This is a genomic window from Enterobacter sp. PL_is514, from assembly GCF_055816715.1.
The window spans coordinates 138797-160880 of sequence record NZ_JBVPGN010000027.1 but is presented as its reverse complement, the minus strand read 5'-3'; the positions used below and the strand labels follow the sequence as shown (position 1 = coordinate 160880).

The window sequence follows — 22084 nt, the reverse complement described above, 5'->3', positions numbered from 1 at the left end:
TAAATCCCCTCGCTCACTTCCTGGGCTTACGCCAAAATCAACTCACCCCTGCAAATTCTGTGACGCAGAACGTTGGGCTTTGTTACAATTGGATTCAATTCCTTATTTTGTAAGTTAGTGCTTGCTAACCAGCCAATTAACAGGGAACAGTGTTGGCCACACCGCAATGTGTCCGCGAGCGACCATAATGAAATCACAACAATGTCGCCGTGCTGTTTGTCCCGGATAACAGGCGTGACGTTAACCGATTTCCAGGAACACTGAATGGAACTTTTGACCCAACTACTGCATGCCCTTTGGGCGCAGGATTTTGAAACGCTGGCCAACCCTTCCATGATTGGCATGCTCTATTTCGTCTTGTTTATGATCCTGTTCCTTGAGAACGGTTTGCTGCCTGCTGCCTTCCTGCCCGGTGATAGTTTGCTGGTGCTCGTCGGCGTGCTGTGTGCCAAAGGGGCGATGGCGTTTCCACACACCATTTTATTACTGACCGTCGCGGCCAGCCTCGGCTGCTGGGTGAGCTATATCCAGGGAAGATGGCTGGGCAATACCCGAATCGTCCAGAACTGGCTCTCGCACCTGCCTGCACATTATCATCAGCGTGCGCACCACCTTTTCCATAAGCACGGGCTTTCCGCGCTGCTGATTGGCCGCTTTATTGCCTTTGTTCGCACCCTGTTGCCCACCATTGCCGGGCTGTCTGGGTTGAGCAGCACGCGCTTCCAGTTCTTCAACTGGATGAGTGGTCTGCTATGGGTGCTTATTCTGACGACGCTGGGTTATGCATTGGGTAAAACGCCGGTCTTTATGAAATATGAAGACCAGCTGATGTCCTGCCTGATGCTGCTGCCTGTGGTTCTGCTGGTCTTTGGCCTGATCGGCTCCCTGGTCGTCCTGTGGAAAAAGAAATACGGAGCCAGAGGCTGACGATGGTTATCTCACCGCTCGCTCTGCGCCGTTTTGCCTTTGCCATGATTACGCTGGTGCTGCTCAGCGCCCTGCTGCTGGCCTGGAGCGCGCTTTCGCATCAGGAATCGACGCTGGCCATCCGCCCGGTAAACCAGGGTGCCAGCGTGCCTGACGGTTTTTCTGTCTGGCATCATCTGGATGCGAACGGGATCCGCTTTAAGAGCATCACCCCGCAGGACGATGTTTTACTGATCAAGTTTGATTCCCGTGCGCAAAGTGCCGCCGCGAAAGTGGTTCTCGACCGTACGCTGCCGCGCGGGTATATCATTGCTCAGCAGGAAGATGACAGCCAGCCAGCTGCCTGGCTCTCATTGATTCGCGATACGTCGCATCGGTTTGGATAACTTCCAGGATTCCGAATCTTTTCACTCACTTTGGTGAATCCCCCGTTTACTTACTATGCTTAAGTACGCGGAGCACCCCTCGATGTACTCCGCATAACTTTGGATAGCGGCTTATGCCGCCACACAATGGAAGGTTTCGATAATGAAATTCCGCATGACTCTGGCTTTGGCCCTTTTTTCTTTAAGCACAGCATCCTTCGCAAACTCTCTCTGTCAGGAGAAAGAACAGGATATTCAGCGTGAGATCGGTTATGCCGAAAAGCATAACAATCAGCACCGTGTTGATGGTCTAAAAAAAGCGCTGAGCGAAGTGAAAGCGAACTGTTCAGACAGCAAGCTTCGTGCCGACCACCAGAAGAAAATCGCTGAACAGAAGGACGAGATAGCCGAGCGCCGTCGCGACCTGCAGGAAGCGAAAGAGAAAGGGGATGCGGAAAAAATTGCTAAGCGCGAGAAGAAGTTGAAAGAAGCGCAGGACGACCTGAAAGCGCTGGAAGCTCGCGATTATTGAGTTAACGGAAATCTCAACAGGAGAGAGAATCATGTCAAAAGATACGACGTCTGAACATCTGCGCGCTGAACTGAAATCCCTGGCCGATACCCTTGAAGAGGTGCTGAACTCCTCTGCTGACAAGTCAAAAGAAGAGGTCAGCAAGCTGCGCAGCAAGGCGGAGCAAGCGCTGAAGGAGAGCCGTTATCGCCTGGGTGAAACCGGTGATGCACTGGCGAAACAAACCCGTGAAGCGGCTGCCCGCGCGGACGAATATGTGCGTGATAATCCATGGACGGGTGTAGGGATTGGTGCCGCAGTGGGTGTGGTGCTGGGTGTCCTGCTGACGCGTCGTTGATATGGAAGATCCTCGTCACGCACAAGGGCCTGCTAACAACGTCCTCGGCATCGGCCAGCGTATTTTAACGACGCTGGTCGGGATTGCCGAAACGCGCGTCCGGCTGGCAGTGGTCGAGCTGGAAGAGGAGAAAGCGAACCTCTTCCAGATGCTGCTGATGCTCGGGCTGACCATGCTCTTCGCCGCGTTTGGCCTGATGAGCCTGATGGTGTTAATCATCTGGGCCATTGACCCGCAGTATCGTCTTAACGCGATGATTGCCACCACCGTCGTTCTGCTGGTCGCCGCGTTGATCGGCGGTATCTGGACGCTGCGTAAAGCGCGCAAGTCTACTTTCCTGCGCCATACGCGTCAGGAGCTGGCGAACGATCGCGCCCTGCTGGAGGATGACTAGCCGTGAGCGGTAAAGCCGAACGTCAAAAGCGAAAAGCGTACCTGTTAAGCCAGATCCAGCAGCAACGGCTGGACCTGTCTGCCAGCCGTCGCGACTGGATTGACGCGACGCGACGGTTTGACCGGGGCTGGAATACCGTCCTGAGCCTGCGTTCATGGGCGCTGGTCGGCAGCAGCGTGATGGCTATCTGGTCCGTTCGTCATCCAAATATGCTGATCCGCTGGGCGCGTCGTGGATTTGGTGCATGGAGCGCCTGGCGTCTGGTGAAAGCAACGTTGCGGCAGCAGCAGCTGCGGTGATAAAAGCAAAACGGTAACCCAGGTTACCGTTTTTTGTTTTTGCACCCTCTCCCTGTGGGAGAGGGTTGGGGTGAGGGCACCAGCGCGCACTTTCCCTTACTCAATATCTTTGAAAAAGATTGACAGTTTTCCTTGCTAACAATTGCCACCCGCCCCGTTTATTATCCTCTCCATCGACAGCAACGACGCGGTATCTACCCGGAATTGCAGACAAATAACGTTCAGCCGCTGATGTGGTTTCCTGGAGAGTAAAATGAAAAAATTAGAAGATGTTGGTGTACTGGTAGCGCGTATTCTGATGCCAATTCTGTTCATCGTGGCAGGTTGGGGAAAAATCACCGGTTATGCGGGTACCCAGCAGTATATGGAAGCCATGGGCGTTCCGGGGTTCCTGTTGCCACTGACCATTCTTCTTGAGTTCGGCGGCGGCCTGGCAGTCCTGTTCGGCTTCCTGACCCGCACCACCGCGCTGTTTACCGCAGGCTTTACCGTGCTGACGGCGTTCATCTTCCACAGCAACTTTGCGGAAGGCGTGAACTCTCTGATGTTCATGAAAAACCTGACCATCGCGGGTGGCTTCCTGCTGCTGGCCGTCACTGGCCCGGGCGCATACAGCATCGACCGCGTTCTGAATAAGAAATGGTAAGCACGCTATACTGAATGAACACAAAGCGAGGAGACATCTCCTCGCTTTTGCTATCTGACGGAGGAGAAAAAATGGGACAACTCGTAGACGGCGTCTGGCAGGATGTCTGGTATGACACCAAATCCACCGGAGGTCGCTTTAAGCGCTCTGTTTCGGCCTTCCGTAACTGGCTGACCGCCGATGGTGCGCCTGGCCCTAGCGGTGAAGGCGGCTTCGCGGCTGAGAAAGACCGTTATCATCTTTATGTTTCCCTTGCCTGTCCGTGGGCCCACCGCACGCTGATCGTGCGCAAGCTTAAAGGTCTTGAATCCTTCATTCCGGTTTCCGTCGTCAACCCGTTGATGCTGGAAAACGGCTGGACGTTTGACAGTGATTTCCCTGCGGCGACCGGCGACGAACTGTATCACCACGATTTCCTGTACCAGCTCTATCTGCGCGCCGATCCGCATTACACCGGTCGCGTGACCGTGCCGGTGCTGTGGGACAAGAAAAACCAGACGATTGTCAGCAATGAGTCTGCGGAAATCATCCGCATGTTCAATACCGCATTTGATGCCCACGGCGCCCGCGCCGGGGATTACTACCCGGTTGAACTGCGCGATAAGATTGATGAGCTGAACAGCTGGATTTACGACAACGTCAACAACGGTGTCTATAAGGCCGGTTTCGCCACCAGCCAGGAAGCGTATGACGAAGCGGTTGGAAAAGTGTTTGAATCGCTTGAACGCCTGGAACAGCTCCTGGGCAAGCATCGCTACCTGACGGGCGATCGCCTCACGGAAGCGGACATTCGCCTGTGGACCACGCTGGTTCGCTTTGATCCGGTCTATGTCACCCACTTTAAGTGCGACAAGCACCGCATCAGCGATTACCTGAACCTGTATGGTTTCCTGCGCGACATCTACCAGATGCCGGGCATCGCGGAGACGGTCGACTTCGACCATATTCGCACCCACTATTTCCGCAGCCACAAAACCATCAACCCGACGGGCATTATCTCCATTGGGCCGTGGCAGGATCTGGATGAACCTCACGGGCGCGACGTCCGTTTTGGATAAATATTAAGGGCATCAATAGATGCCCTTTTTTAATTCACAATCTCCATCTATCCTTACTTTGATTGCTTAAAAAACAAGTGATTGACCGACTATTGAGGCAAGGAAAAATGGACTGGTATTTAAAAGTACTGCGCAACTACATTGGATTTGGTGGCCGCGCCCGCCGCAAAGAGTACTGGATGTTCGTTCTGGTGAACTTCATCCTCGTCATGGTGCTGGGCATTGTGGATAAAATTCTCGGCTGGGAGCGGGCTGGCGGTGAAGGCGTGCTGACCACCATTTATGGCCTGTTGGTCCTGCTGCCATCATGGGCGGTGCTGTTCCGTCGACTGCACGACACCGATCGTTCAGCGTGGTGGCTATTGCTGCTGTTGATCCCGATTGTGGGCTGGATCGTGATTTTGATTTTCAACTGCCAGAGCGGGACGCCGGGCGAAAACCGCTTTGGCCCCGATCCTAAGGTCGGCGCGTAAAATAACGCCCGGTGGCGCTGACGCTTACCGGGCCTACTCGTTTATTTATTGTGGTGGGCGAAGAGTTTGGGTATTTCGCGCAGGCACCATGATTTGGCTTCGCCCATGCTGTCGCGACGCCACGCCATAATGATATCCACTTCGCTGGTATACTCCGGGCTCACGACCCGCAGTCGCCCTTCTGCAATATCTTTTTCCACAAACGGGTACGGCATGGTCGCCACGCCCAGACCTGCCAGCAGCGCCTGCCGTTTGTCTTCCAGCGAGGTCACCGTCAGACGAGGCTGCTTATCCAGTAACTGCACCGTCAGCACCGGACGCTCGCGCGCGGTATCCGCGACCGCCACGCCGCGATACTTCACGCGCGTGACTTCAGAGAGCGGCTCCGGCTCCTGGTGAATCGGGTGGTTGGGGGCAGCAACGTAGACGTTCATCACGCTGTAGAGCTTGCGCGAGTTGATTTCTGACGATGAGCGGAAGTGCATGTCCGGCGCAATGACGATATCCGCCCTGCCCGTCTCCAGACGCTCCCACGCCCCTGCCAGCACCTCGGTGATGATCGACAGCTGCGTATTGGCCTTCGCTGCCAGGCGGTCCACCAGCGGAAACAGCGCTTCTGACGGCACCAGCGCTTCGGTAACTAACGTCAGATGGGTTTCCCAGCCGCGCGCCAGCGCTTCGGCGTCCGTCGTGAGCTTGTCCGCCGCTTCCAGCAGCACGCGGCCACGCTCCAGCAGCATCCGCCCGACGTTGGTGAATTTAGTTCGATGACCGGAGCGGTCAAACAGCACCACGTCCAGCTCTTCTTCCAGCTTCTGCATGGTGTAGCTCAGCGCAGACGGAACGCGCCCCAGTTCATCGGCCGCCGCCGCAAAACTGCCGCGCCGGTCAATCGCGTCCATGACGCGAAGCGCCTCAAGCGTCAATGCTCTCTCTTTAGCCATCTCGTTCTCATTCAGGAAATTTGAACATACCAGGCAGAATATCTGGCTAACAATGCAGCGTCCATACCTTTACCATTGTTTTAGTGTAAAGAGAGGTCAAGTTTATGATTACGACAAGAACAGCTAAACAGTGCGGACAAGCCGATTTCGGTTGGCTGCAGGCCCGCTACACCTTTTCCTTTGGACACTACTTTGACCCTAAACTCCTCGGTTACGCTTCATTGCGCGTGTTGAACCAGGAAGTGCTCGCCCCGGGCGCCTCCTTCCAGCCGCGTACGTACCCGAAAGTCGATATCCTGAACCTGATCCTGGAAGGCGAGGCAGAATACCGCGATAGCGAGGGCAATCATGTCCAGGCAAAGGCTGGCGAAGCATTGTTAATTTCCACGCAGCCGGGCATCAGCTACAGCGAGCATAACCTCAGCAAAGACAAAACGCTGACCCGCATGCAGCTGTGGCTGGACGCCTGCCCTGAGCGGGAAAATCCGCTGGTACAGAAGTTAGATTTAACGGGCGATAAGCAACAGCTGATTGCATCGCCGGATGGCAGTAAAGGTAGCCTGCAGCTGCGTCAGCAGGTGTGGCTGCACCATATCGAACTGAAGAAAGGTGAACAGGCGAGCTTCCAGCTTCATGGCCCGCGCGCCTATTTGCAGTCTATTCACGGTACGGTGCATGCGGTGACGCATACGGAAGAGAAAGAAGCGCTAACCTGCGGCGACGGGGCGTTTATTCGTGATGAAGCGAATATCACCCTGGTGGCGGATACGCCGCTGCGCGCGCTGCTGATTGATTTGCCGGTTTAAAAATCCCCCTCACCCCAACCCCTCTCCCCTTTGGGGAGAGGGCCGGGGTGAGGGGTAACGGGTTGGATTAATTCACGACACCTTACTCGCCATAATCTCAATAATCTGCCGGTCCGTGGCCTGCATCGAGCGGCACGCCAGCGCGCACAGGTTTGCGATTGACTGCTCCACATCGTGCGCCACAATCCCCTCGTTGCCCGTTACGCCCGACTCATCCAGCGCCATCATCACCGCTTTCCAGGCGCTACTGACGCTGGTTGAGACCTTCATGGCGCAGCTGTTTGACGCCCCGTCGCAGATCATCCCGCTGACGTCGCCGATCATGCTTCCAATCGCCATCGCGATGGTCTGGTAACTGCCACCCATCAGCCACGCCATACCCGCCGCAGCGCCCATCGCCGCCGTTGTCGCCGCACACAGTGCGGACAGGCGCGGAAGCTGATAATGGATATAGATCGCCGACAGATGCGACAGCATCAGCGCCCGCGCGAGCCTTTCGTCGTCAGCCTGAACGTGTTCAGCCACGACCACAACCGGCATAGTGGCGGTGATCCCCTGATTGCCAGAGCCCGAATTGCTCATCGCGGGCAGCGTCGCGCCGCCCATGCGGGCATCCGAGGCTGCGCTGGTACGAATTACAATATCTGACCCCAGATCCTGCGCCATCCATCCGCGCGCGCGCTGCTTATCAAGCGTTGCGCCAATATGCAGCCCCCACTTCCCGCTGAGCCCTTCGCGGGAGAGCGCATCGTTCAGCCGCCCTGCCTGCAGGATAAAGCGGATCGCCTCAAACGGCACCTGCTCAACAAATTCCAGGATCTGCGACAGTGTAGTAGTTGAAAGCACCGCCAGCGGATCGTCATTCGTCTGGCACCGTTGATCGTCAAGCGTAAAGCGCGTTTCCCCCTGGCAAACCACTTCCACCACCCGGGTATGCCCGCCCGCGATGGTCACCATCGCCGAGTGATCCCCGGCATGAACGCAGGCGCGGGAATAGAGGATCTCATCACAGGGCTCCTGCAGTTTTACCTGCACTTGCCCTGCCTCAAGCAGGGCTTTGCCGCGGACCAGTGCATCGGCGGTGGCATCTTTCAACACCTCCAGTCCGGCGTGCGCGTTACCGCCAATCGCGCCCAGCGCCGCCGCAATCGGTAACCCGACCATACCGGTACCCGGTACCGTCACGCCCAGCCCGTTTTTCATCAGGTTCGGCGAGACCCACGCCTCAATCCGTGTGACCTCCCCCGGCAGAAGGTCTGCGGCCATCGCACAGGCCAGTGCCAGAGAGACGGGTTCGGTACACCCAAGGGCAGGCTTCACTTCTTCCTGCACCGCGCGAATAAATTGATTCCATAAAGGATGAGTTTGCTCAGACATCGTTACAACCTTAATTACCCTCAGGAGAATGCGAGGAAAGGAGAAACACAAAGCAGCAGTCCGGTGATGACGATAATCACCAGCGATACGCCTTTATATTTATGCAGGGCTGGCACCTTGTAGACCAGCCATGCAGGTATCAGGCAGCCCACCATGCCGAAGATGGGGCTGCAAATGGAGGTGAAGCTCAGCACCGGCGCGTTCAGGACTATCGCGCTCCAGGCCAGCAGGATGGCGAACAGCATAATCCCGCGCTGGACGGCGTTTTCATTGATTTTCTCAGCCGGCATTCTGCGGCGCAGGATGTTCATGACGATACCCTGCGTCGCCTCGCGAAAGCCGAGATAGACGCCGAAGAACGCGGTCATCACGGCGAAGATATTGAGGATCACGCTGACGATTTTGACCCAGCCCGCGCCATCACCGCTGATAAACTGCGCCGCAATCGCCAGAGCCGAAATGTTCTGCTCGTAGGCTTTAACCGCCTCATCGTGCCCCATCGCCAGCGTGAAGGAGACGGCGTAGAAAAAGACCGTCACAAACAGGATGCCAAAGGCAATATTCATCGCCCGCAGCGCTTTGTGGCGCGCCACCTCCACCGATTTTTCCCGTGAACGGTATGAGATCACCATCGGACTCAGGGTCTGAATAAACAGAATGGAGGTTAAGGTAAAGGGCAGCGTAATGATGGCGTTTTTAATCAACAGTCCCAGCGGCGGCAGCATGCCCACGTTGGCTAAATGCCAGAGGCCAATCATTGACAGCCCCAGCGCGGCTACCACGAATAATTTGGTCAGCACCATCAGGCTGGAGACTTTAAACAGCAGCTTTTCTCCGCGCGACGAAATGGCCACCAGAATGCAGATCAGGCATAAACCGTAAAACGGATTATCTGATAACAAACCGTCGGTCACGCCGAAGGTGTGCAAATACGAGGCGCTGTCGTTGGTAATGGCCGTGGAATAGACAAACATCCAGATCACCAGCATCACGAAATAGAGCGCGCCTAATAAGATGCCCCAGTTCTTACCCAAATAACCGCTAATTACGCTCGGGTAATCTTTGCACTCCGGTGATTCCGCCAGCGTATTAATAAACAGACGCTGGAATAAATACATGGCCGGATAGCCGATTATTGATGAGAGCAAAAATACCCACAGCCCCATTAATCCGACCTGCACGGGGAGAAAAACTATCCCCGCGCCGATAGCCATCCCAATACTCATGATGACCCAGCCCGTGTCGGTGCTGTCGAATTTAATCGCCTCTCGCCACTCGCTTTCACTCATTCCCGCCCGCCTTGCCGCGGGGGAATCACTCACAATCATACTGCTGTTTGTTGCCGTATCCATTGGGCACTCGCTTATTTTGTAGGGTAAACAGTTGTTTTTATTAGTTTCCGATCGCCAGCGATTGCGATTCAGATGGTTGCAGGTGAGTGTTATTGGTGTGGGAAGATCATATCCGGAGAGCGGGAGAAAAAGGTCACAACATTAATAAGGATATTCTGCTTCTGGAGGAAATTTTGCTTCTGAAGTGGGATATTAAAAGCTAATTTTCTAAAAGTGACGCCGATCAAGAAATAAAAACCCGCGCTATGCGCGGGTAGGAAATCAGTTAGCCAGCGCGTTAGCCATATCCGTTCTAATCTGTTTACGCTGTTCCGGCGTCAAAACCTGGCTGACGTCGAAGTAATATTTCACGCGGTAATAACGGGTCTGCTCTTCAATTTTGCTAAAGGCAGCAAGCTGGCTTTTCACCGTGCTTTCGTCCCATTTGCCCGCCTGGAACATGTCGATCAGCGCGCCGTCCTTCACGCCCGTCATCGGGATCTTGCTGACATTTTGTTCCAGCTGCTTATGCAGACCTTCAATCTTCGTAACCTGCTCATTGCTGAGCTTCAGGTGCTGCACCAGCGGATCCTGCGATGGAGACGGAGCAGCCTCAACGTTCGCGGCCTGTGCCGTAAAACTACACACTGCCAGCGAGGCGGCGACCAGCGCAATACGGGTCATTTTCATCATCTTACTGTCCTTACATGCTGTTATAGGGAAAAGCAGGGGTATTGTTTTTCAAGAGCGGATGAATATGTGTGAGTAATTATATAAACAATTTTGTATGTTTAGCGGACAAAAAAAGGCCCCCTGCATTGAGGGGGCATGAGAGCTCACGTTTAGATAGAGTGGGTAAAGGTTCGCGAAATCACATCCTGCTGCTGCTCGCGCGTCAGCGCATTAAACCGCACCGCATAACCTGAAACGCGGATGGTCAGGTTCGGGTAATTCTCCGGGTGCGCGATGGCATCGAGGAGCATTTCCCGGTTCATGACGTTGACGTTCAGATGCTGCCCTCCCTCAATAGAGGCTTCGTGATGGAAATACCCGTCCAGTAGCCCCACCAGGTTGGTTTTGCGCACCAGCTCGTCCTTGCCAAGCGCCTGCGGCACGATGGAGAAGGTGTAGGAAATCCCGTCTTTCGCATAGGTGAACGGCAGTTTGGCAACCGACGTTAGCGAGGCCACCGCCCCTTTTCTGTCGCGCCCGTGCATTGGGTTCGCGCCTGGGGCAAACGGCGTACCGCCTCGTCGTCCGTCCGGCGTGTTCCCGGTCTTCTGGCCATAAACCACGTTGGAGGTGATGGTCAGGATCGACTGGGTTGGCACCGCGTTGCGGTAGGTCCGCAGCGCCTGAATTTTCTTCATAAAGCGCTCCACCAGGTCGCAGGCAATGCTGTCCACGCGGTCGTCGTTGTTGCCGTACTGCGGATAATCCCCTTCAATCACGAAATCGACTGCCAGTCCGGTATGGTCGCGCACCGGCTTCACCGTGGCATATTTAATGGCCGACAGGGAATCCGCGGCTACCGACAGCCCGGCAATGCCGCAGGCCATGGTGCGATAGACGTCCCGGTCGTGCAGCGCCATCAGCGAGGCTTCGTAGCTGTACTTATCATGCATGTAGTGAATGAGATTCAGGGCGCTAATGTACTGCACCGCCAGCCAGTCCATAAAGTGATCGAGGCTCGCCATCACGGTGTCGTAATCCAGCACGTCGTCCAGCAGCGGCTCGGTTTTAGGACCGACCTGGATCTTCAGCTTCTCGTCCACCCCGCCGTTGATCGCGAACAGCAGCGTTTTGGCGAGGTTGGCGCGCGCGCCAAAGAACTGCATCTGCTTGCCGATCACCATCGGGCTGACGCAGCAGGCAATTGCGTAGTCGTCACTGTTGAAGTCCGCACGCATCAGATCGTCGTTCTCATACTGCAGCGAAGAGGTGACGATCGACACCTGCGCGGCGTATTTCTTGAACGCGATCGGCAGCTGTTCTGACCAGAGGATCGTCAGGTTCGGCTCAGGTGCTGGCCCCATGGTGTGCAGGGTGTGCAGATAGCGGAAGCTGTTTTTGGTCACCAGCGTGCGCCCGTCCAGCCCCATGCCGCCGATCACTTCCGTCGCCCAGATCGGATCGCCGGAGAAGAGCGTGTCGAACTCCGGCGTGCGCAGGAAGCGCACCATGCGGATCTTCATGATGAAGTGGTCGATCAGCTCCTGCGCCTGGACTTCATTCAGCCTTCCTGCCTGCATGTCACGTTCAATGTAGATATCGAGGAACGAGGCCGTGCGCCCCAGCGACATCGCCCCGCCGTTCTGGGATTTCACCGCGGCAAGGTAGGCAAAATAGAGCCACTGCACCGCTTCCTGGGCGTTCATCGCCGGGCGTGCGATATCAAAGCCATAGTTCGCCGCCATCTGCTGGATCTGCAGCAGCGCGCGCTTATGCTCCGCCAGCTCTTCACGCAGGCGGATCGTCGCCTCCAGATCCTCACCGCGCTCCAGCCTGCCCTGCAGATCCGTAAACTGGAGTTCACGTTCGCGCACCAGATAAGCGATCCCGTACAGCGCCACGCGGCGATAGTCGCCAATGATGCGTCCGCGCCCGTAGCCGTCTGGCAAGCCGGTCAGCACGCCGGACTTACGGCAGCGCATCATCTCTGGCGAATAGACGTCAAACACGCCCTGGTTGTGGGTTTTGCGCAGGTCGGTAAAGAGATATTCAAACTGCGGATCCATCTCCCGCCCGTAGGCTTCGAACGAGCTGCGGATCATGTTGATCCCGCCGTACGGATGCAGGGCGCGCTTGAGCGGCTTATCGGTTTGCAGGCCGACGATCGTCTCCAGATCCTGGTCGATATAGCCCGGCCCGTGGGCCGTAATGGTGGTGGCAATGTTGGTGTCAAAATCCACCGGGGCGTGGGTGGCATTCTCCTGGCGAATGCCTACCATCACCTTCTGCCACAGCGCCGTCGTTGCTGGCGTCGCCTGCGCGAGGAAAGCTTCATCGCCTTCATAAGGGGTGTAGTTATGCTGAATAAAATCGCGGACGTTGACGGCGTTTTTCCATTCTTCACCGCGAAACCCGGCCCATGCGTCGCTGTAGGGCGCGACGCCCGTATCGATTGTTACTTTCATGTGTTTCTCGCTTTATCAGGCGTAAGCCGCAGCCGGGGTAACCTTCCCAAGACGGAGGGCGTCCAGCGCGATCATTTTTTCTTCGTTGGTAGGGATCACCGCGCAGGCCACGCGGGACGACTCGGTGGAGATCACGCGCTCACCCGCGCTGCCCGGCAGGGCATTTTTGGCGTCGTCGAGGCGGATGCCGAACACGTTCAGATGTTCCGCCACCAGCGCGCGGACAAGCGTCGAGTTTTCGCCAATACCGCCGGTAAAGACCACCCCATCGAGGCGGTGCAGCGACGCAGCGTGCCCGGCAATGTGTCGCGCTATACGGTGAACGAAGGTCTGGATAGCCAGCTGCGCCCGCTCGTTGCCAGCGTGCCAGGCTTTCTCCAGCGCGCGTAAATCGGAGGAGATGCCGGAAATCCCAAGCAACCCGGACTCTTTGTTGACCACGCGCTCCAGATCCTCGAACGACTGCCCGGTCTGCTGGGCAATCCACGCCACTGCGCCGAAGTCCACGTCGCCGCAGCGCGTGCCCATTACCAGCCCTTCCAGGGGGGTCATCCCCATGGAAGTATCCACGCTTTCGCCGTTGCGCACCGCGCAGATGGACGCTCCGTTGCCGAGATGGGCAATCACCAGGCCGCTGTCATCGGGGGACAGCCCGAGAAGCGTATGCGCCTGCGCGGCCACGTAGCGGTGAGAGGTGCCGTGGAAGCCGTAGCGGCGCACGCCCAGCTCTTCAAAATAGCGGTACGGCAATCCGTACAGATACGCCTGCGGCGGCAGCGTCTGGTGGAAGCTGGTATCAAATACCGCGACCTGCTGCACGCCCGGGAACAAGCGCTCTGCGGCTTCCACGCCGCTCAGGTTAGCGTAGTTATGCAGCGGCGCCAGCGGAGAGACCTGGCGGATCTGCTCAATCACCGCTTCCGTAATCAGGGTCGACTCGCTGAAGAGGTCGCCGCCGTGCGCAATGCGGTGGCCAATTAAGGCCACGCTGCTCATCAGGTCACGCTTCTCCAGCTCCAGGGCGATGGCAGCCAGCGCCCCTTCGTAGTCCTGGTGAGCCAGTCTGGCTGGCTCACCCCCGTTCACGGAAATAAAGGCCTTCTCGGTGTTGATGCCGTCTGCAATGCCCGTCATCAGGGCGTCGCAGCTGCTGGCGTCGAGCACCGAAAACTTAACAGAGGACGAACCGCAGTTAATTACCAGTACAACCGGAAACTCAATCATCATGTGACTCCGCTCTTCCTGAGCAATGGGTTAGAACAGTTTGTAAACGATATTCAGAATGGTCAGCAGGCCGACCGCGGTAACGAAGATGTTCTCGGTACGCCCTTTGTATTTCGCCAGAGCCGGGGCTTTGCGGATGGCGTACATCGGCAGCAGGCACAGCAGAGAGGCGATGATTGGTGCGCCCATGGCTTCAATAAGGTCGAGAATGTTCGGGTTGGCGTAGGCCACAACCCAGGTGGAGCCCATGATGAACACCATGCTGATGGTGTTCAGTTTGCCAACAGAAACTTTCTTTTTATCGCCCTTGTAGCCGAACTTGAGGATCAGGCCATTCAGACCTTCCAGCGTGCCCAGGTAGTGCCCGAAGAAGGATTTGAAGATAGCAACCAGCGCGATGATGGAGGCACCGTATTCCAGTACCGTCGCGAACGTCGATTTAGTTCCGGACATTGACGCAAAGTGGTTCGCCAGGTAAGAGAGCACCGGAATATTCTGCGCCTTGGCGTCCGCCATGTTCTGCGGAGAGAGCGTAAACAGACAGCTAAAGGCGAAGAACATCACCACAGCCACCATCAGCAGGCTGGCGCGACCGATGATTTTGGAACATTTCTGCTCGGTGAACTCTTTACCGAACGTTGGCTCGTACTCTTCGCGCTTGGAGACCACGAACGAGGAGACGATAGGCGAGAAGTTGAAGGAGAAGACCATGATGGAGATACCCAGCCACACGGTGACCAGAATGCCGTCATGACCGGTGAAGGCGATATCGCTCAGGTTGACCTGGTCGATCACCGCCGAGTTCCAGTAAGGGATCAGCGACAGGGAAATCAGCACCAGGCTGGCGATAAACGGGAACACCAGGAAGCTCATGACCTTCACCATCAGGTCTTTACCAAACCAGATAACAAAGGCCATCAGCAGCAGCAGGAACAGCGCCACCACGCCGCGGTTCAGCGCTGGCAGCTGGAGCTGGTTTTCCCAGAAGGTCATGAAGGTGTTGGTAATGGTGACGCCGTAAATCCACAGCAGCGGGCAAATGGCGAAGAAGTAGAGGAACGTGATCACCACCCCGCCGGTTTTACCGAAATGCTCTTCCACCGTTTCGGTGATGTTGCCGGAGACGTTGCTGCCGGACAGACACAAACGCGCCAGCGCGCGGTGGCAGTAAAACGCAATCGGGAATGCGAGAACCAGCATCAGCAGGATCGGGATCAATCCGCCAAAGCCTGCGCGAATGGGGAAGAACAGCACGCCTGCGCCAATGGCGGTACCAAACAGGCCAAGCGTCCAGGTGGTATCAGACTTACGCCAGGAGGACGTTTTTGTCTGGCCAACGATAATGCTTTCTGTGTTGCTCATAGGTCACCTTTATGCGTCAACGAAGCCGGTAATTTGGGAAACACGGGAGAGGTCGATATTGCCGCCGGAAATAATGCAGACGGTTTTGCGGCCCTGAATATAGTGGTCAAGTTTGCCGCTTAATAACGCAGCACAAGCCAGTGCGCCAGCGCCTTCCGTCACCACTTTATTTCGCTGAATAAGGGCAATCATGCTGTTGCGAATATCGTTTTCGCTCACCAGCACAATGTCATCGACCAGTTCACGAACGATTTCGAAGGTTAATTTCCCCGGACGAGAGACGTCGCAGCCGTCGGCTAACGTGCCGGTAACGCGATGGTTGGTTATTTCTCCTGCCTGCCAGGAGGCTGCCATTCCGTGCACGTTTTCAGACTGTACGCCGATAATATTAATGGTCGGGTTGATGGATTTAATCGCCGTCGCAATCCCGGCAATTAATCCGCCGCCGCCGATAGGTACAATGACGTTATCCACGTCGTATAAATCTTCGAGAATTTCCAGGCCGATGGTGCCCTGCCCGGCAATCACTTTTGGGTCATCGTAAGGCGGAATAAAAATACGCCCTTCCGTCTCAACGATTTCGCTCACTTTGGCGATGGTATCGTTGAAGTTCTCGCCGTGCAGCACCACTTCGGCGGAGTAGTCGCGGGTGGCGGCAACCTTGGATTTCGGTGCCCCCTTCGGCATCACCACTTTGCCGTCGATGCCGAGCATGGCGCAGGAGAGGGACACACCCTGCGCGTGGTTTCCCGCGGAGCAGGCGACAACGCCTTTGCGTTTTTCAGCGTCGGTCAGCGAGCTTAACTTGTTAAACGCGCCGCGGATCTTAAACGAGCCGGTACGCTGCATATTCTCAAATTTCAGGAATATTTCGCCCTTACAACGTTCGCTGAGATAATTCGAACGTGGCATACCGGTTTTATATATTTTTCCTGCCAGTCGTTTTCTGGCGTCCTGAATATCTTCAATCGTTACCGGGAGATCGTAGGTAATATGCATAATATCCTCGTTATAATAATTTATTCTTTTCAGGCAAAGTCAGGGTATCAGCGCGTTAACACGTTAACGCTCTGGGTGTTTTTAAAATGGGTACTAATTATTCATCGTCGTCTTTCGATATTCATCGACGAATATTGTTTTGCCAACTCAACTAATACTGACGCCGATTTTTTAATCCTGTAATTTTTTGACCACACGGCGGCATAACGCGCCACGGGTAATTCATCTTCCACTGGCAGTACAATAAACTGGTCAGAACCGAACGGTGCAATCATGTCGCGGGGAATAACCGTCAGATAATCGGCATTCAGCACAAGGTTATAAATGGTGACGACGGAATCGGTCTGGACGATGTTTTCGATGCTGATGTGATTGTCTTGCAGGGTGGTCAGAAGTTCTTTGTAGTAGCCCATATCGGTTTGCGGCATCACCCACTGCTCGTGCGTGAGCGATGCCAGTGTCGTCGGGCCGGTGCACGTTCGCGTTTTGCTGGCGACCAGCACAAACTCGGACTCAAACAGCGGTTCGACGTGCAGATCCTGCAGCAGCATTTCATCACTCAGCGTGCCGATAGCGAAATCCAGACGACCGTCGCGAATGGCCGGCAGGAAAGAGGAGAGCTGGGCTTCATACATCGAGACGCGTGCTTTCGGGAACACTTCCTTAAATTTTTTGATCATTTCGGACAGGAAGGTGAAGCCGATCAGCGACGGGTAACCAAAGGAGACGTCCATAACGGTGCTGAAACTCAGGCTGTTAATCTCACTCACCATGTTTTTCATTTCGCGGGTGATGGACTCTGAGTACGAGAGCAGAACCTGGCCCGCAGCAGTGAGTTTTACGCCGGTGTTTTTACGCACCATCACTTCCACGCCGAAGTAGGACTCAATATCGCTGATGATTTTGCTGACGGCGGGTTGCGTCAGGCCCAGCTGTCTTGCTGCAGAACCTATGGAGCCACTTTTAATGACTTCCTGAAATACCACGAGGTGCTGTGTTTTCGGTAGAATAATAGTGTTCATAATATTCTGCACTTATTTCCCTATGACGGGGTGAATTCTACTCAATAATGTTTGAAGGGGTATGTGCTGTTACTCACAATTTGCTTTCCAGGCCCTTTATCACGCACAGCGAAAAACCATAAAAACGCTTATTTATCAAAGCAATAAACAGAGACAAATATGCTACTACGCTGATATTGATCAACAAAAATAGCGGTAATAAATTTATTTTATGGCGATAACCCGGATAAATTTTACCGTTCGGAAAAAATCAATAAAGGCGATATTTCAGGCAATTAAAGACCAATAAATAACCGCTATTTGTTTGAAACATTCTTTCAATTTATCAAATTTTTCCGACGCGAATTTTCAGGCTGGCAGAAAAGAGTGGAATACGTCACATATTCACGGGAGAAATGTATTTGATTTCAATGTATGCATATCAAACGAGAAAAGTTTCGCGATCATTAAGATAACAATCATAACAAATTATCAATACTGAAAATCGCAAGTTTTTTAGCGTGAAATTTTGTGATGACGATCGTCCACAGACACAGGAGCGATACTGAAGGGATAAAAACAGTGAAATGTGCTTAATGTCGCAAATATGAGAATTGATGTCGTTTGTCTGGTGCCGGGTGGCGCTGCGCTTACCCAGTCTACACCCCCTGAAAGCAAAAACCCCGCCGAAGCGGGGTTCTCTAAGAAGTTGAAGCTGACCGATAAGCCGGGTTCTGTCGTTGGACAGTCATTCATCTAGGCCAGCAATCGCTCACTGGCTCAAGCAGCCTACCCGGGTTCAGTACGGGCCGTACCATGTGAACCCCTATTTGGCCTTGCTCCGGGTGGAGTTTACCGTGCCACGGACTGTTACCAGCCGCGCGGTGCGCTCTTACCGCACCCTTTCACCCTTACCTGATCCCGCTTGCGCGGGCCATCGGCGGTTTGCTCTCTGTTGCACTGGTCGTGGGTTTCCCCCCCAGGCGTTACCTGGCACCCTGCCCTATGGAGCCCGGACTTTCCTCCCCTCCGCCCGTCTCCCCCGAAAGGGACGACGACGAAGCGGCGACTGTCTGGTCAGCTTCGGCGCGCAGTATAGAGGGTTTGCGCGCCGCTGTCACCCTCAGGTATGGGCAAGGCGTGATTAACGCGCCACTTCCACCTTCGCCAGTTTTTCGTAGTAGCATGCAATCGCGCTGTGATCGGCCGTGCCCAGGCCATCGGCACGCAGCGCCTGCATCATCTCCATGACCGCCGCGGTCAGCGGCAGCTGCGCGCCCACGCCGTGTGACGTATCCAGCGCGTTGGCCAGATCTTTGATATGCAGGTCGATGCGGAAACCGGGTTTGAAATTACGATCCATGACCATCGGCGCTTTGGCCTCCAGCACGGTACTGCCCGCCAGACCACCGCGAATGGCCTGGTAGACCAGGTCCGGGTTGACGCCCGCTTTGGTTGCCAGCGTCAGCGCTTCGGACATGGCGGCAATGTTCAGCGCCACAATCACCTGGTTTGCCAGCTTGGTCACGTTACCCGCCCCGATATCCCCGGTATGCACCACGGAGCCCGCCATCGCTTTCATCAGGTCGTAGTATCTATCGAAAACGGCTTTATCACCGCCGACCATCACCGACAGCGTACCGTCTATCGCTTTCGGCTCACCGCCGCTGACCGGCGCGTCCAGCATATCGACGTCCTTCGCTTTTAACGCCTCACTGATTTCACGACTTGCGAGCGGCGCAATAGAGCTCATATCAATCAGTACCAGGCCCGGCTTCGCGCCATCGATAATGCCGTTTTCACCCAGCGCGACCTCTTTAACATGCGGTGAGTTTGGCAGCATGGTGATGATGACGTCGCACTGCTCAGCAATCGCTTTGGCGGTGGTGGCCGTTTCTGCGCCCGCCGCCATCACTTCCGCCACGGCCTGTGGATTATGATCGGATACCACCAGCGAGAAACCCGCTTTGATGAGGTTCTTACTCATTGGTTTACCCATGATCCCCAGGCCAATAAAACCCACTTTCAGCGTCATAATCTGTATCCTCAATGATGGTTATTTTTTAAATGCGTCCGCTAATTTCTGCGTGGCCGAGCGGAATACGCCGAGGTCGCTGCCGACGGCAACAAACATGGCTCCCCACTCCAGATAGCGACGGGCGTCCGCCTCAACCGGCGCCAGAATGCCGCACGGTTTGCCGTGTGCTTTGGCGCGGGCAAAGATGTGCTGGATCGCGCGCTGCACGTCAGGGTGGCTGGCGTTGCCCAGATGGCCAAAGGCGGCAGCCAGATCGCTTGGGCCGACGAAGATACCGTCCACGCCGTTTGTGGCGGCAATCGCGTCAACGTTATCAACGCCCTGCTGGCTCTCGATCTGAACCAGAATGGTGATGTTGCTGTTGGACTGCGCGAAATAGTCCGGCACGGTGCCAAACATATTGGCGCGGTGCGAAACGGAGACGCCGCGGATCCCTTCCGGGGGGTAGCGCGTTGACGCAACGGCCAGCGCCGCTTGTTCTTCCGTCTCCACAAACGGGATCAGAAAGTTGTAGAAGCCGATATCCAGCAGACGCTTGATAATCACCGGCTCGTTGGTGGGTACACGCACCACCGGGGCGCTGTGGCTGCCTTTCAGCGCCATCAGCTGCGGAATAAACGTGCTGATATCGTTCGGCGCATGTTCGCCGTCCAGCACCAGCCAGTCGAAACCGGCCAGGCCCAGCACTTCGGTGCTGATTGGGTTTGCCAGCGCGGACCAACAGCCAATCTGAATCTGGTGCGCCGCGAGGGCCGCTTTAAATTTATTCGGGAAGATATCGTTACTCATCGTATTTACCTTTTTATTCCGCAGCCTTTTTCAGTGTCATTTTATTTATTCATTCAGACACCGTGCCAGCATGATATTTATTATTCTGACGTATTCTGGCGTGATAAAATCGTCATTCAGTATAAGACGCCATCCGCGACCGCACATTGTTTTAATGCTCAGGTATTACGGCATATTTTGATAAAAATTTTTGCATATGCACAAAGCACTGGGCGCTAATGCACAGAATCAAGGATTACGGGTTCGGGAGCGATCGAGATCACATTTTAATATCCCCTATGCTGACATGCTTTATTTCTGAAAGCCGCGTATTAATTTCTACCATTAGAAAATTGGCTGAATTTATTATCAGACACTTTGCTGGAGAATAGTGAACAATGGCCGACATTGAAATTCGACAGGCATCGCCGACGGCGTTTTATATCAAAGTACACGACATCGATAATGTGGCGATTATTGTCAACGACAATGGCTTAAAAGCGGGCACTCGATTCCCGGACGGGCTGGAACTGATTGAGCATATTCCACAGGGACATAAAGTCGCCCTGGTGGATATCCCTGCTAATAGCGAAATCGTACGTTACGGTGAAGTCATCGGCTATGCCGTTCGCGCTATACCACAGGGTAGCTGGGTTGAGGAGTCGCTGGTGGCACTTCCAGAAGCGCCGCCGCTGAACACGCTTCCGCTGGCAACCCGCGTGCCGGAACCGCTTCCTCCGCTGGAGGGCTATACCTTCGAAGGCTACCGCAATGCGGACGGCAGCGTCGGCACCAAAAATCTGCTCGGTATTACCACCAGCGTGCACTGCGTGGCGGGCGTAGTGGATTACGTGGTGAAAATCATCGAACGCGATCTGCTGCCAAAATACCCGAACGTCGACGGCGTGGTGGGCCTGAACCACCTCTACGGCTGCGGCGTGGCGATTAACGCGCCCGCTGCCGTGGTGCCTATCCGGACCATCCACAATATCGCCCTCAACCCGAACTTTGGCGGCGAGGTGATGGTCATCGGCCTCGGCTGTGAAAAATTGCAGCCAGAACGCCTGCTGCAGGGTACTGAGGATGTCAAAGCCATCCCGGCAGACGAGGCCAGCATCGTGCGCCTGCAGGACGAACGCCACGTTGGTTTCCGCTCAATGGTCGATGACATTCTGCAGGTGGCAGAGCGACATCTGGACAAACTCAACCGCCGCCAGCGCGAAACGTGTCCGGCCTCGGAACTGGTCGTGGGCACCCAATGCGGCGGCAGCGATGCCTTCTCCGGCGTGACGGCCAACCCGGCGGTAGGCTATGCGTCCGATCTGCTTGTTCGCTGCGGCGCCACGGTGATGTTCTCCGAGGTGACCGAAGTGCGTGACGCCATCCATCTGCTTACGCCACGCGCCGTTAATGAAGAGGTCGGCAAGCGCCTGCTTGAGGAGATGGCCTGGTACGATAGCTATCTCGATATGGGCAAAACCGACCGCAGCGCCAACCCGTCTCCGGGGAACAAAAAAGGCGGCCTGGCAAACGTGGTGGAAAAAGCCCTTGGCTCCATTGCCAAATCCGGTCAGAGCGCCATTGCAGAAGTGCTCTCTCCGGGCCAGCGCCCGACAAAACGCGGCCTGATTTACGCGGCAACGCCGGCCAGCGATTTTGTCTGCGGCACGCAGCAGGTGGCATCCGGCATTACGGTACAGGTCTTTACCACCGGGCGCGGCACGCCGTACGGCCTGATGGCGGTGCCGGTGATTAAGATGGCGACCCGCACCGAGTTGGCAAACCGCTGGTATGACTTAATGGATATCAATGCGGGCACTATCGCCACCGGAGAAGAGAGTATTGAGGACGTGGGCTGGAAACTGTTCCACTTCATTCTGGATGTCGCCAGCGGACGGAAGAAAACCTTTTCGGATCAGTGGGGATTGCATAATCAGCTGGCGGTGTTTAACCCGGCACCGGTGACGTGACTTTGCTGTAAACCTCGCTTAGCATGGCTTAGGCCATGCTTTTTTTTTGCTTTCACTTCTTTCGCATACTTATCTTTCATTTCGATTCTTTCATTT

Annotated in this window: 22 protein-coding genes and 1 other RNA gene; 11 read left to right on the top strand and 12 right to left on the bottom strand. The window is 55.3% G+C overall.

Features of this window, described 5'->3' with window-relative positions; translation table 11 throughout:
• Window positions 1–264 precede the first annotated feature (264 nt).
• The 9 genes from yqjA to AC0TNG_RS04820 all read left to right on the top strand — a co-directional run bounded on the left by yqjA (window position 265) and on the right by AC0TNG_RS04820 (window position 5031).
• Window positions 265–927: a DedA family general envelope maintenance protein YqjA gene (gene yqjA, locus AC0TNG_RS04860; protein ID WP_024906405.1), complete on the top strand. Its 663-nt coding sequence runs from the start codon at window positions 265–267 to the stop codon at window positions 925–927.
• 2 nt (window positions 928–929) lie between these two features.
• Window positions 930–1313, top strand: a complete 384-nt coding sequence (mzrA, locus tag AC0TNG_RS04855; RefSeq protein ID WP_157189769.1) for an EnvZ/OmpR regulon moderator MzrA — start codon at window positions 930–932, stop codon at window positions 1311–1313.
• A gap of 142 nt (window positions 1314–1455) precedes the next feature.
• On the top strand, window positions 1456–1824 hold the full coding sequence (locus tag AC0TNG_RS04850) for a DUF1090 domain-containing protein (RefSeq protein ID WP_008503142.1): 369 nt from the start codon (window positions 1456–1458) through the stop codon (window positions 1822–1824).
• A 31-nt stretch (window positions 1825–1855) separates the two neighbouring features.
• A complete protein-coding gene (locus AC0TNG_RS04845) occupies window positions 1856–2161 on the top strand; it encodes an ElaB/YgaM/YqjD family protein (RefSeq protein ID WP_008503141.1) in 306 nt (101 codons plus the stop codon).
• A 1-nt stretch (window position 2162) separates the two neighbouring features.
• Window positions 2163–2555: a phage holin family protein gene (locus tag AC0TNG_RS04840; protein WP_023333540.1), complete on the top strand. Its 393-nt coding sequence runs from the start codon at window positions 2163–2165 to the stop codon at window positions 2553–2555.
• Window positions 2556–2557: 2 nt separating this feature from the next.
• Window positions 2558–2854: a YqjK-like family protein gene (locus AC0TNG_RS04835; RefSeq protein ID WP_024906403.1), complete on the top strand. Its 297-nt coding sequence runs from the start codon at window positions 2558–2560 to the stop codon at window positions 2852–2854.
• A 253-nt stretch (window positions 2855–3107) separates the two neighbouring features.
• Window positions 3108–3500: a DoxX family protein gene (locus AC0TNG_RS04830; RefSeq protein WP_023309292.1), complete on the top strand. Its 393-nt coding sequence runs from the start codon at window positions 3108–3110 to the stop codon at window positions 3498–3500.
• A 71-nt stretch (window positions 3501–3571) separates the two neighbouring features.
• On the top strand, window positions 3572–4558 hold the full coding sequence (locus AC0TNG_RS04825; protein WP_032650332.1) for a glutathione S-transferase family protein: 987 nt from the start codon (window positions 3572–3574) through the stop codon (window positions 4556–4558).
• Window positions 4559–4665: 107 nt separating this feature from the next.
• A complete protein-coding gene (locus AC0TNG_RS04820; RefSeq protein WP_024906401.1) occupies window positions 4666–5031 on the top strand; it encodes a DUF805 domain-containing protein in 366 nt (121 codons plus the stop codon).
• Between the two features lie 41 nt (window positions 5032–5072).
• On the opposite strand, the gene AC0TNG_RS04815 is transcribed toward AC0TNG_RS04820, so the two are convergent.
• Window positions 5073–5975 (bottom strand): LysR family transcriptional regulator, encoded by a 903-nt coding sequence (locus tag AC0TNG_RS04815; protein WP_032650335.1) that lies wholly within the window; start codon window positions 5973–5975, stop codon window positions 5073–5075.
• Window positions 5976–6079: 104 nt separating this feature from the next.
• Here AC0TNG_RS04815 and AC0TNG_RS04810 point away from each other — a divergent pair, with 104 nt between their 5' ends.
• Complete coding sequence (locus tag AC0TNG_RS04810) at window positions 6080–6781, top strand: pirin family protein (RefSeq protein ID WP_023309295.1); 702 nt, start codon at window positions 6080–6082, stop codon at window positions 6779–6781.
• 72 nt (window positions 6782–6853) lie between these two features.
• On the opposite strand, the gene AC0TNG_RS04805 is transcribed toward AC0TNG_RS04810, so the two are convergent.
• The 11 genes from AC0TNG_RS04805 to garL form a co-directional block, all read right to left on the bottom strand.
• Window positions 6854–8158: an L-cysteine desulfidase family protein gene (locus tag AC0TNG_RS04805; RefSeq protein ID WP_473712461.1), complete on the bottom strand. Its 1305-nt coding sequence runs from the start codon at window positions 8156–8158 to the stop codon at window positions 6854–6856.
• Window positions 8159–8178: 20 nt separating this feature from the next.
• A complete protein-coding gene (locus AC0TNG_RS04800) occupies window positions 8179–9510 on the bottom strand; it encodes an SLC5/6 family protein (protein WP_208763284.1) in 1332 nt (443 codons plus the stop codon).
• A 261-nt stretch (window positions 9511–9771) separates the two neighbouring features.
• Window positions 9772–10182 carry a Spy/CpxP family protein refolding chaperone gene (locus tag AC0TNG_RS04795; RefSeq protein WP_024906397.1) on the bottom strand — a complete coding sequence of 137 codons (411 nt, stop codon included), beginning with the start codon at window positions 10180–10182 and terminating at the stop codon, window positions 9772–9774.
• A 149-nt stretch (window positions 10183–10331) separates the two neighbouring features.
• Window positions 10332–12626 (bottom strand): formate C-acetyltransferase, encoded by a 2295-nt coding sequence (gene pflB / locus AC0TNG_RS04790; RefSeq protein WP_473712462.1) that lies wholly within the window; start codon window positions 12624–12626, stop codon window positions 10332–10334.
• A gap of 15 nt (window positions 12627–12641) precedes the next feature.
• A complete protein-coding gene (gene tdcD / locus AC0TNG_RS04785; RefSeq protein ID WP_090418950.1) occupies window positions 12642–13850 on the bottom strand; it encodes a propionate kinase in 1209 nt (402 codons plus the stop codon).
• A 30-nt stretch (window positions 13851–13880) separates the two neighbouring features.
• A complete protein-coding gene (gene tdcC / locus AC0TNG_RS04780; RefSeq protein WP_024906394.1) occupies window positions 13881–15212 on the bottom strand; it encodes a threonine/serine transporter TdcC in 1332 nt (443 codons plus the stop codon).
• A 9-nt stretch (window positions 15213–15221) separates the two neighbouring features.
• Window positions 15222–16211, bottom strand: a complete 990-nt coding sequence (gene tdcB, locus AC0TNG_RS04775; RefSeq protein WP_473702195.1) for a bifunctional threonine ammonia-lyase/L-serine ammonia-lyase TdcB — start codon at window positions 16209–16211, stop codon at window positions 15222–15224.
• A 101-nt stretch (window positions 16212–16312) separates the two neighbouring features.
• Window positions 16313–17233 carry a transcriptional regulator TdcA gene (tdcA, locus tag AC0TNG_RS04770; protein WP_008501504.1) on the bottom strand — a complete coding sequence of 307 codons (921 nt, stop codon included), beginning with the start codon at window positions 17231–17233 and terminating at the stop codon, window positions 16313–16315.
• 686 nt (window positions 17234–17919) lie between these two features.
• Window positions 17920–18297, bottom strand: an RNA gene (rnpB, locus tag AC0TNG_RS04765) — RNase P RNA component class A.
• Between the two features lie 59 nt (window positions 18298–18356).
• Complete coding sequence (gene garR / locus AC0TNG_RS04760) at window positions 18357–19247, bottom strand: 2-hydroxy-3-oxopropionate reductase (RefSeq protein WP_473712463.1); 891 nt, start codon at window positions 19245–19247, stop codon at window positions 18357–18359.
• A gap of 21 nt (window positions 19248–19268) precedes the next feature.
• Window positions 19269–20039 (bottom strand): 2-dehydro-3-deoxyglucarate aldolase, encoded by a 771-nt coding sequence (gene garL, locus AC0TNG_RS04755; protein WP_473712464.1) that lies wholly within the window; start codon window positions 20037–20039, stop codon window positions 19269–19271.
• A gap of 377 nt (window positions 20040–20416) precedes the next feature.
• On the opposite strand from garL, the gene garD reads away from it, so the two are divergent.
• Complete coding sequence (gene garD / locus AC0TNG_RS04750) at window positions 20417–21988, top strand: galactarate dehydratase (protein ID WP_024906390.1); 1572 nt, start codon at window positions 20417–20419, stop codon at window positions 21986–21988.
• Window positions 21989–22084 lie beyond the last annotated feature (96 nt).

Bases quoted from the DNA above. Each gene is read 5' to 3' on its own strand.
- yqjA (WP_024906405.1), top strand. From the start codon at position 265: ATGGAACTTTTGACCCAACTACTGCATGCCCTTTGGGCGCAGGATTTT.
- mzrA (WP_157189769.1), top strand. From the start codon at position 930: ATGGTTATCTCACCGCTCGCTCTGCGCCGTTTTGCCTTTGCCATGATT.
- AC0TNG_RS04850 (WP_008503142.1), top strand. From the start codon at position 1,456: ATGAAATTCCGCATGACTCTGGCTTTGGCCCTTTTTTCTTTAAGCACA.
- AC0TNG_RS04845 (WP_008503141.1), top strand. From the start codon at position 1,856: ATGTCAAAAGATACGACGTCTGAACATCTGCGCGCTGAACTGAAATCC.
- AC0TNG_RS04840 (WP_023333540.1), top strand. From the start codon at position 2,163: ATGGAAGATCCTCGTCACGCACAAGGGCCTGCTAACAACGTCCTCGGC.
- AC0TNG_RS04830 (WP_023309292.1), top strand. From the start codon at position 3,108: ATGAAAAAATTAGAAGATGTTGGTGTACTGGTAGCGCGTATTCTGATG.
- AC0TNG_RS04825 (WP_032650332.1), top strand. From the start codon at position 3,572: ATGGGACAACTCGTAGACGGCGTCTGGCAGGATGTCTGGTATGACACC.
- AC0TNG_RS04820 (WP_024906401.1), top strand. From the start codon at position 4,666: ATGGACTGGTATTTAAAAGTACTGCGCAACTACATTGGATTTGGTGGC.
- AC0TNG_RS04815 (WP_032650335.1), bottom strand. From the start codon at position 5,975: ATGGCTAAAGAGAGAGCATTGACGCTTGAGGCGCTTCGCGTCATGGAC.
- AC0TNG_RS04810 (WP_023309295.1), top strand. From the start codon at position 6,080: ATGATTACGACAAGAACAGCTAAACAGTGCGGACAAGCCGATTTCGGT.
- AC0TNG_RS04805 (WP_473712461.1), bottom strand. From the start codon at position 8,158: ATGTCTGAGCAAACTCATCCTTTATGGAATCAATTTATTCGCGCGGTG.
- AC0TNG_RS04800 (WP_208763284.1), bottom strand. From the start codon at position 9,510: ATGGATACGGCAACAAACAGCAGTATGATTGTGAGTGATTCCCCCGCG.
- AC0TNG_RS04795 (WP_024906397.1), bottom strand. From the start codon at position 10,182: ATGATGAAAATGACCCGTATTGCGCTGGTCGCCGCCTCGCTGGCAGTG.
- pflB (WP_473712462.1), bottom strand. From the start codon at position 12,626: ATGAAAGTAACAATCGATACGGGCGTCGCGCCCTACAGCGACGCATGG.
- tdcD (WP_090418950.1), bottom strand. From the start codon at position 13,850: ATGATTGAGTTTCCGGTTGTACTGGTAATTAACTGCGGTTCGTCCTCT.
- tdcC (WP_024906394.1), bottom strand. From the start codon at position 15,212: ATGAGCAACACAGAAAGCATTATCGTTGGCCAGACAAAAACGTCCTCC.
- tdcB (WP_473702195.1), bottom strand. From the start codon at position 16,211: ATGCATATTACCTACGATCTCCCGGTAACGATTGAAGATATTCAGGAC.
- tdcA (WP_008501504.1), bottom strand. From the start codon at position 17,233: ATGAACACTATTATTCTACCGAAAACACAGCACCTCGTGGTATTTCAG.
- garR (WP_473712463.1), bottom strand. From the start codon at position 19,247: ATGACGCTGAAAGTGGGTTTTATTGGCCTGGGGATCATGGGTAAACCA.
- garL (WP_473712464.1), bottom strand. From the start codon at position 20,039: ATGAGTAACGATATCTTCCCGAATAAATTTAAAGCGGCCCTCGCGGCG.
- garD (WP_024906390.1), top strand. From the start codon at position 20,417: ATGGCCGACATTGAAATTCGACAGGCATCGCCGACGGCGTTTTATATC.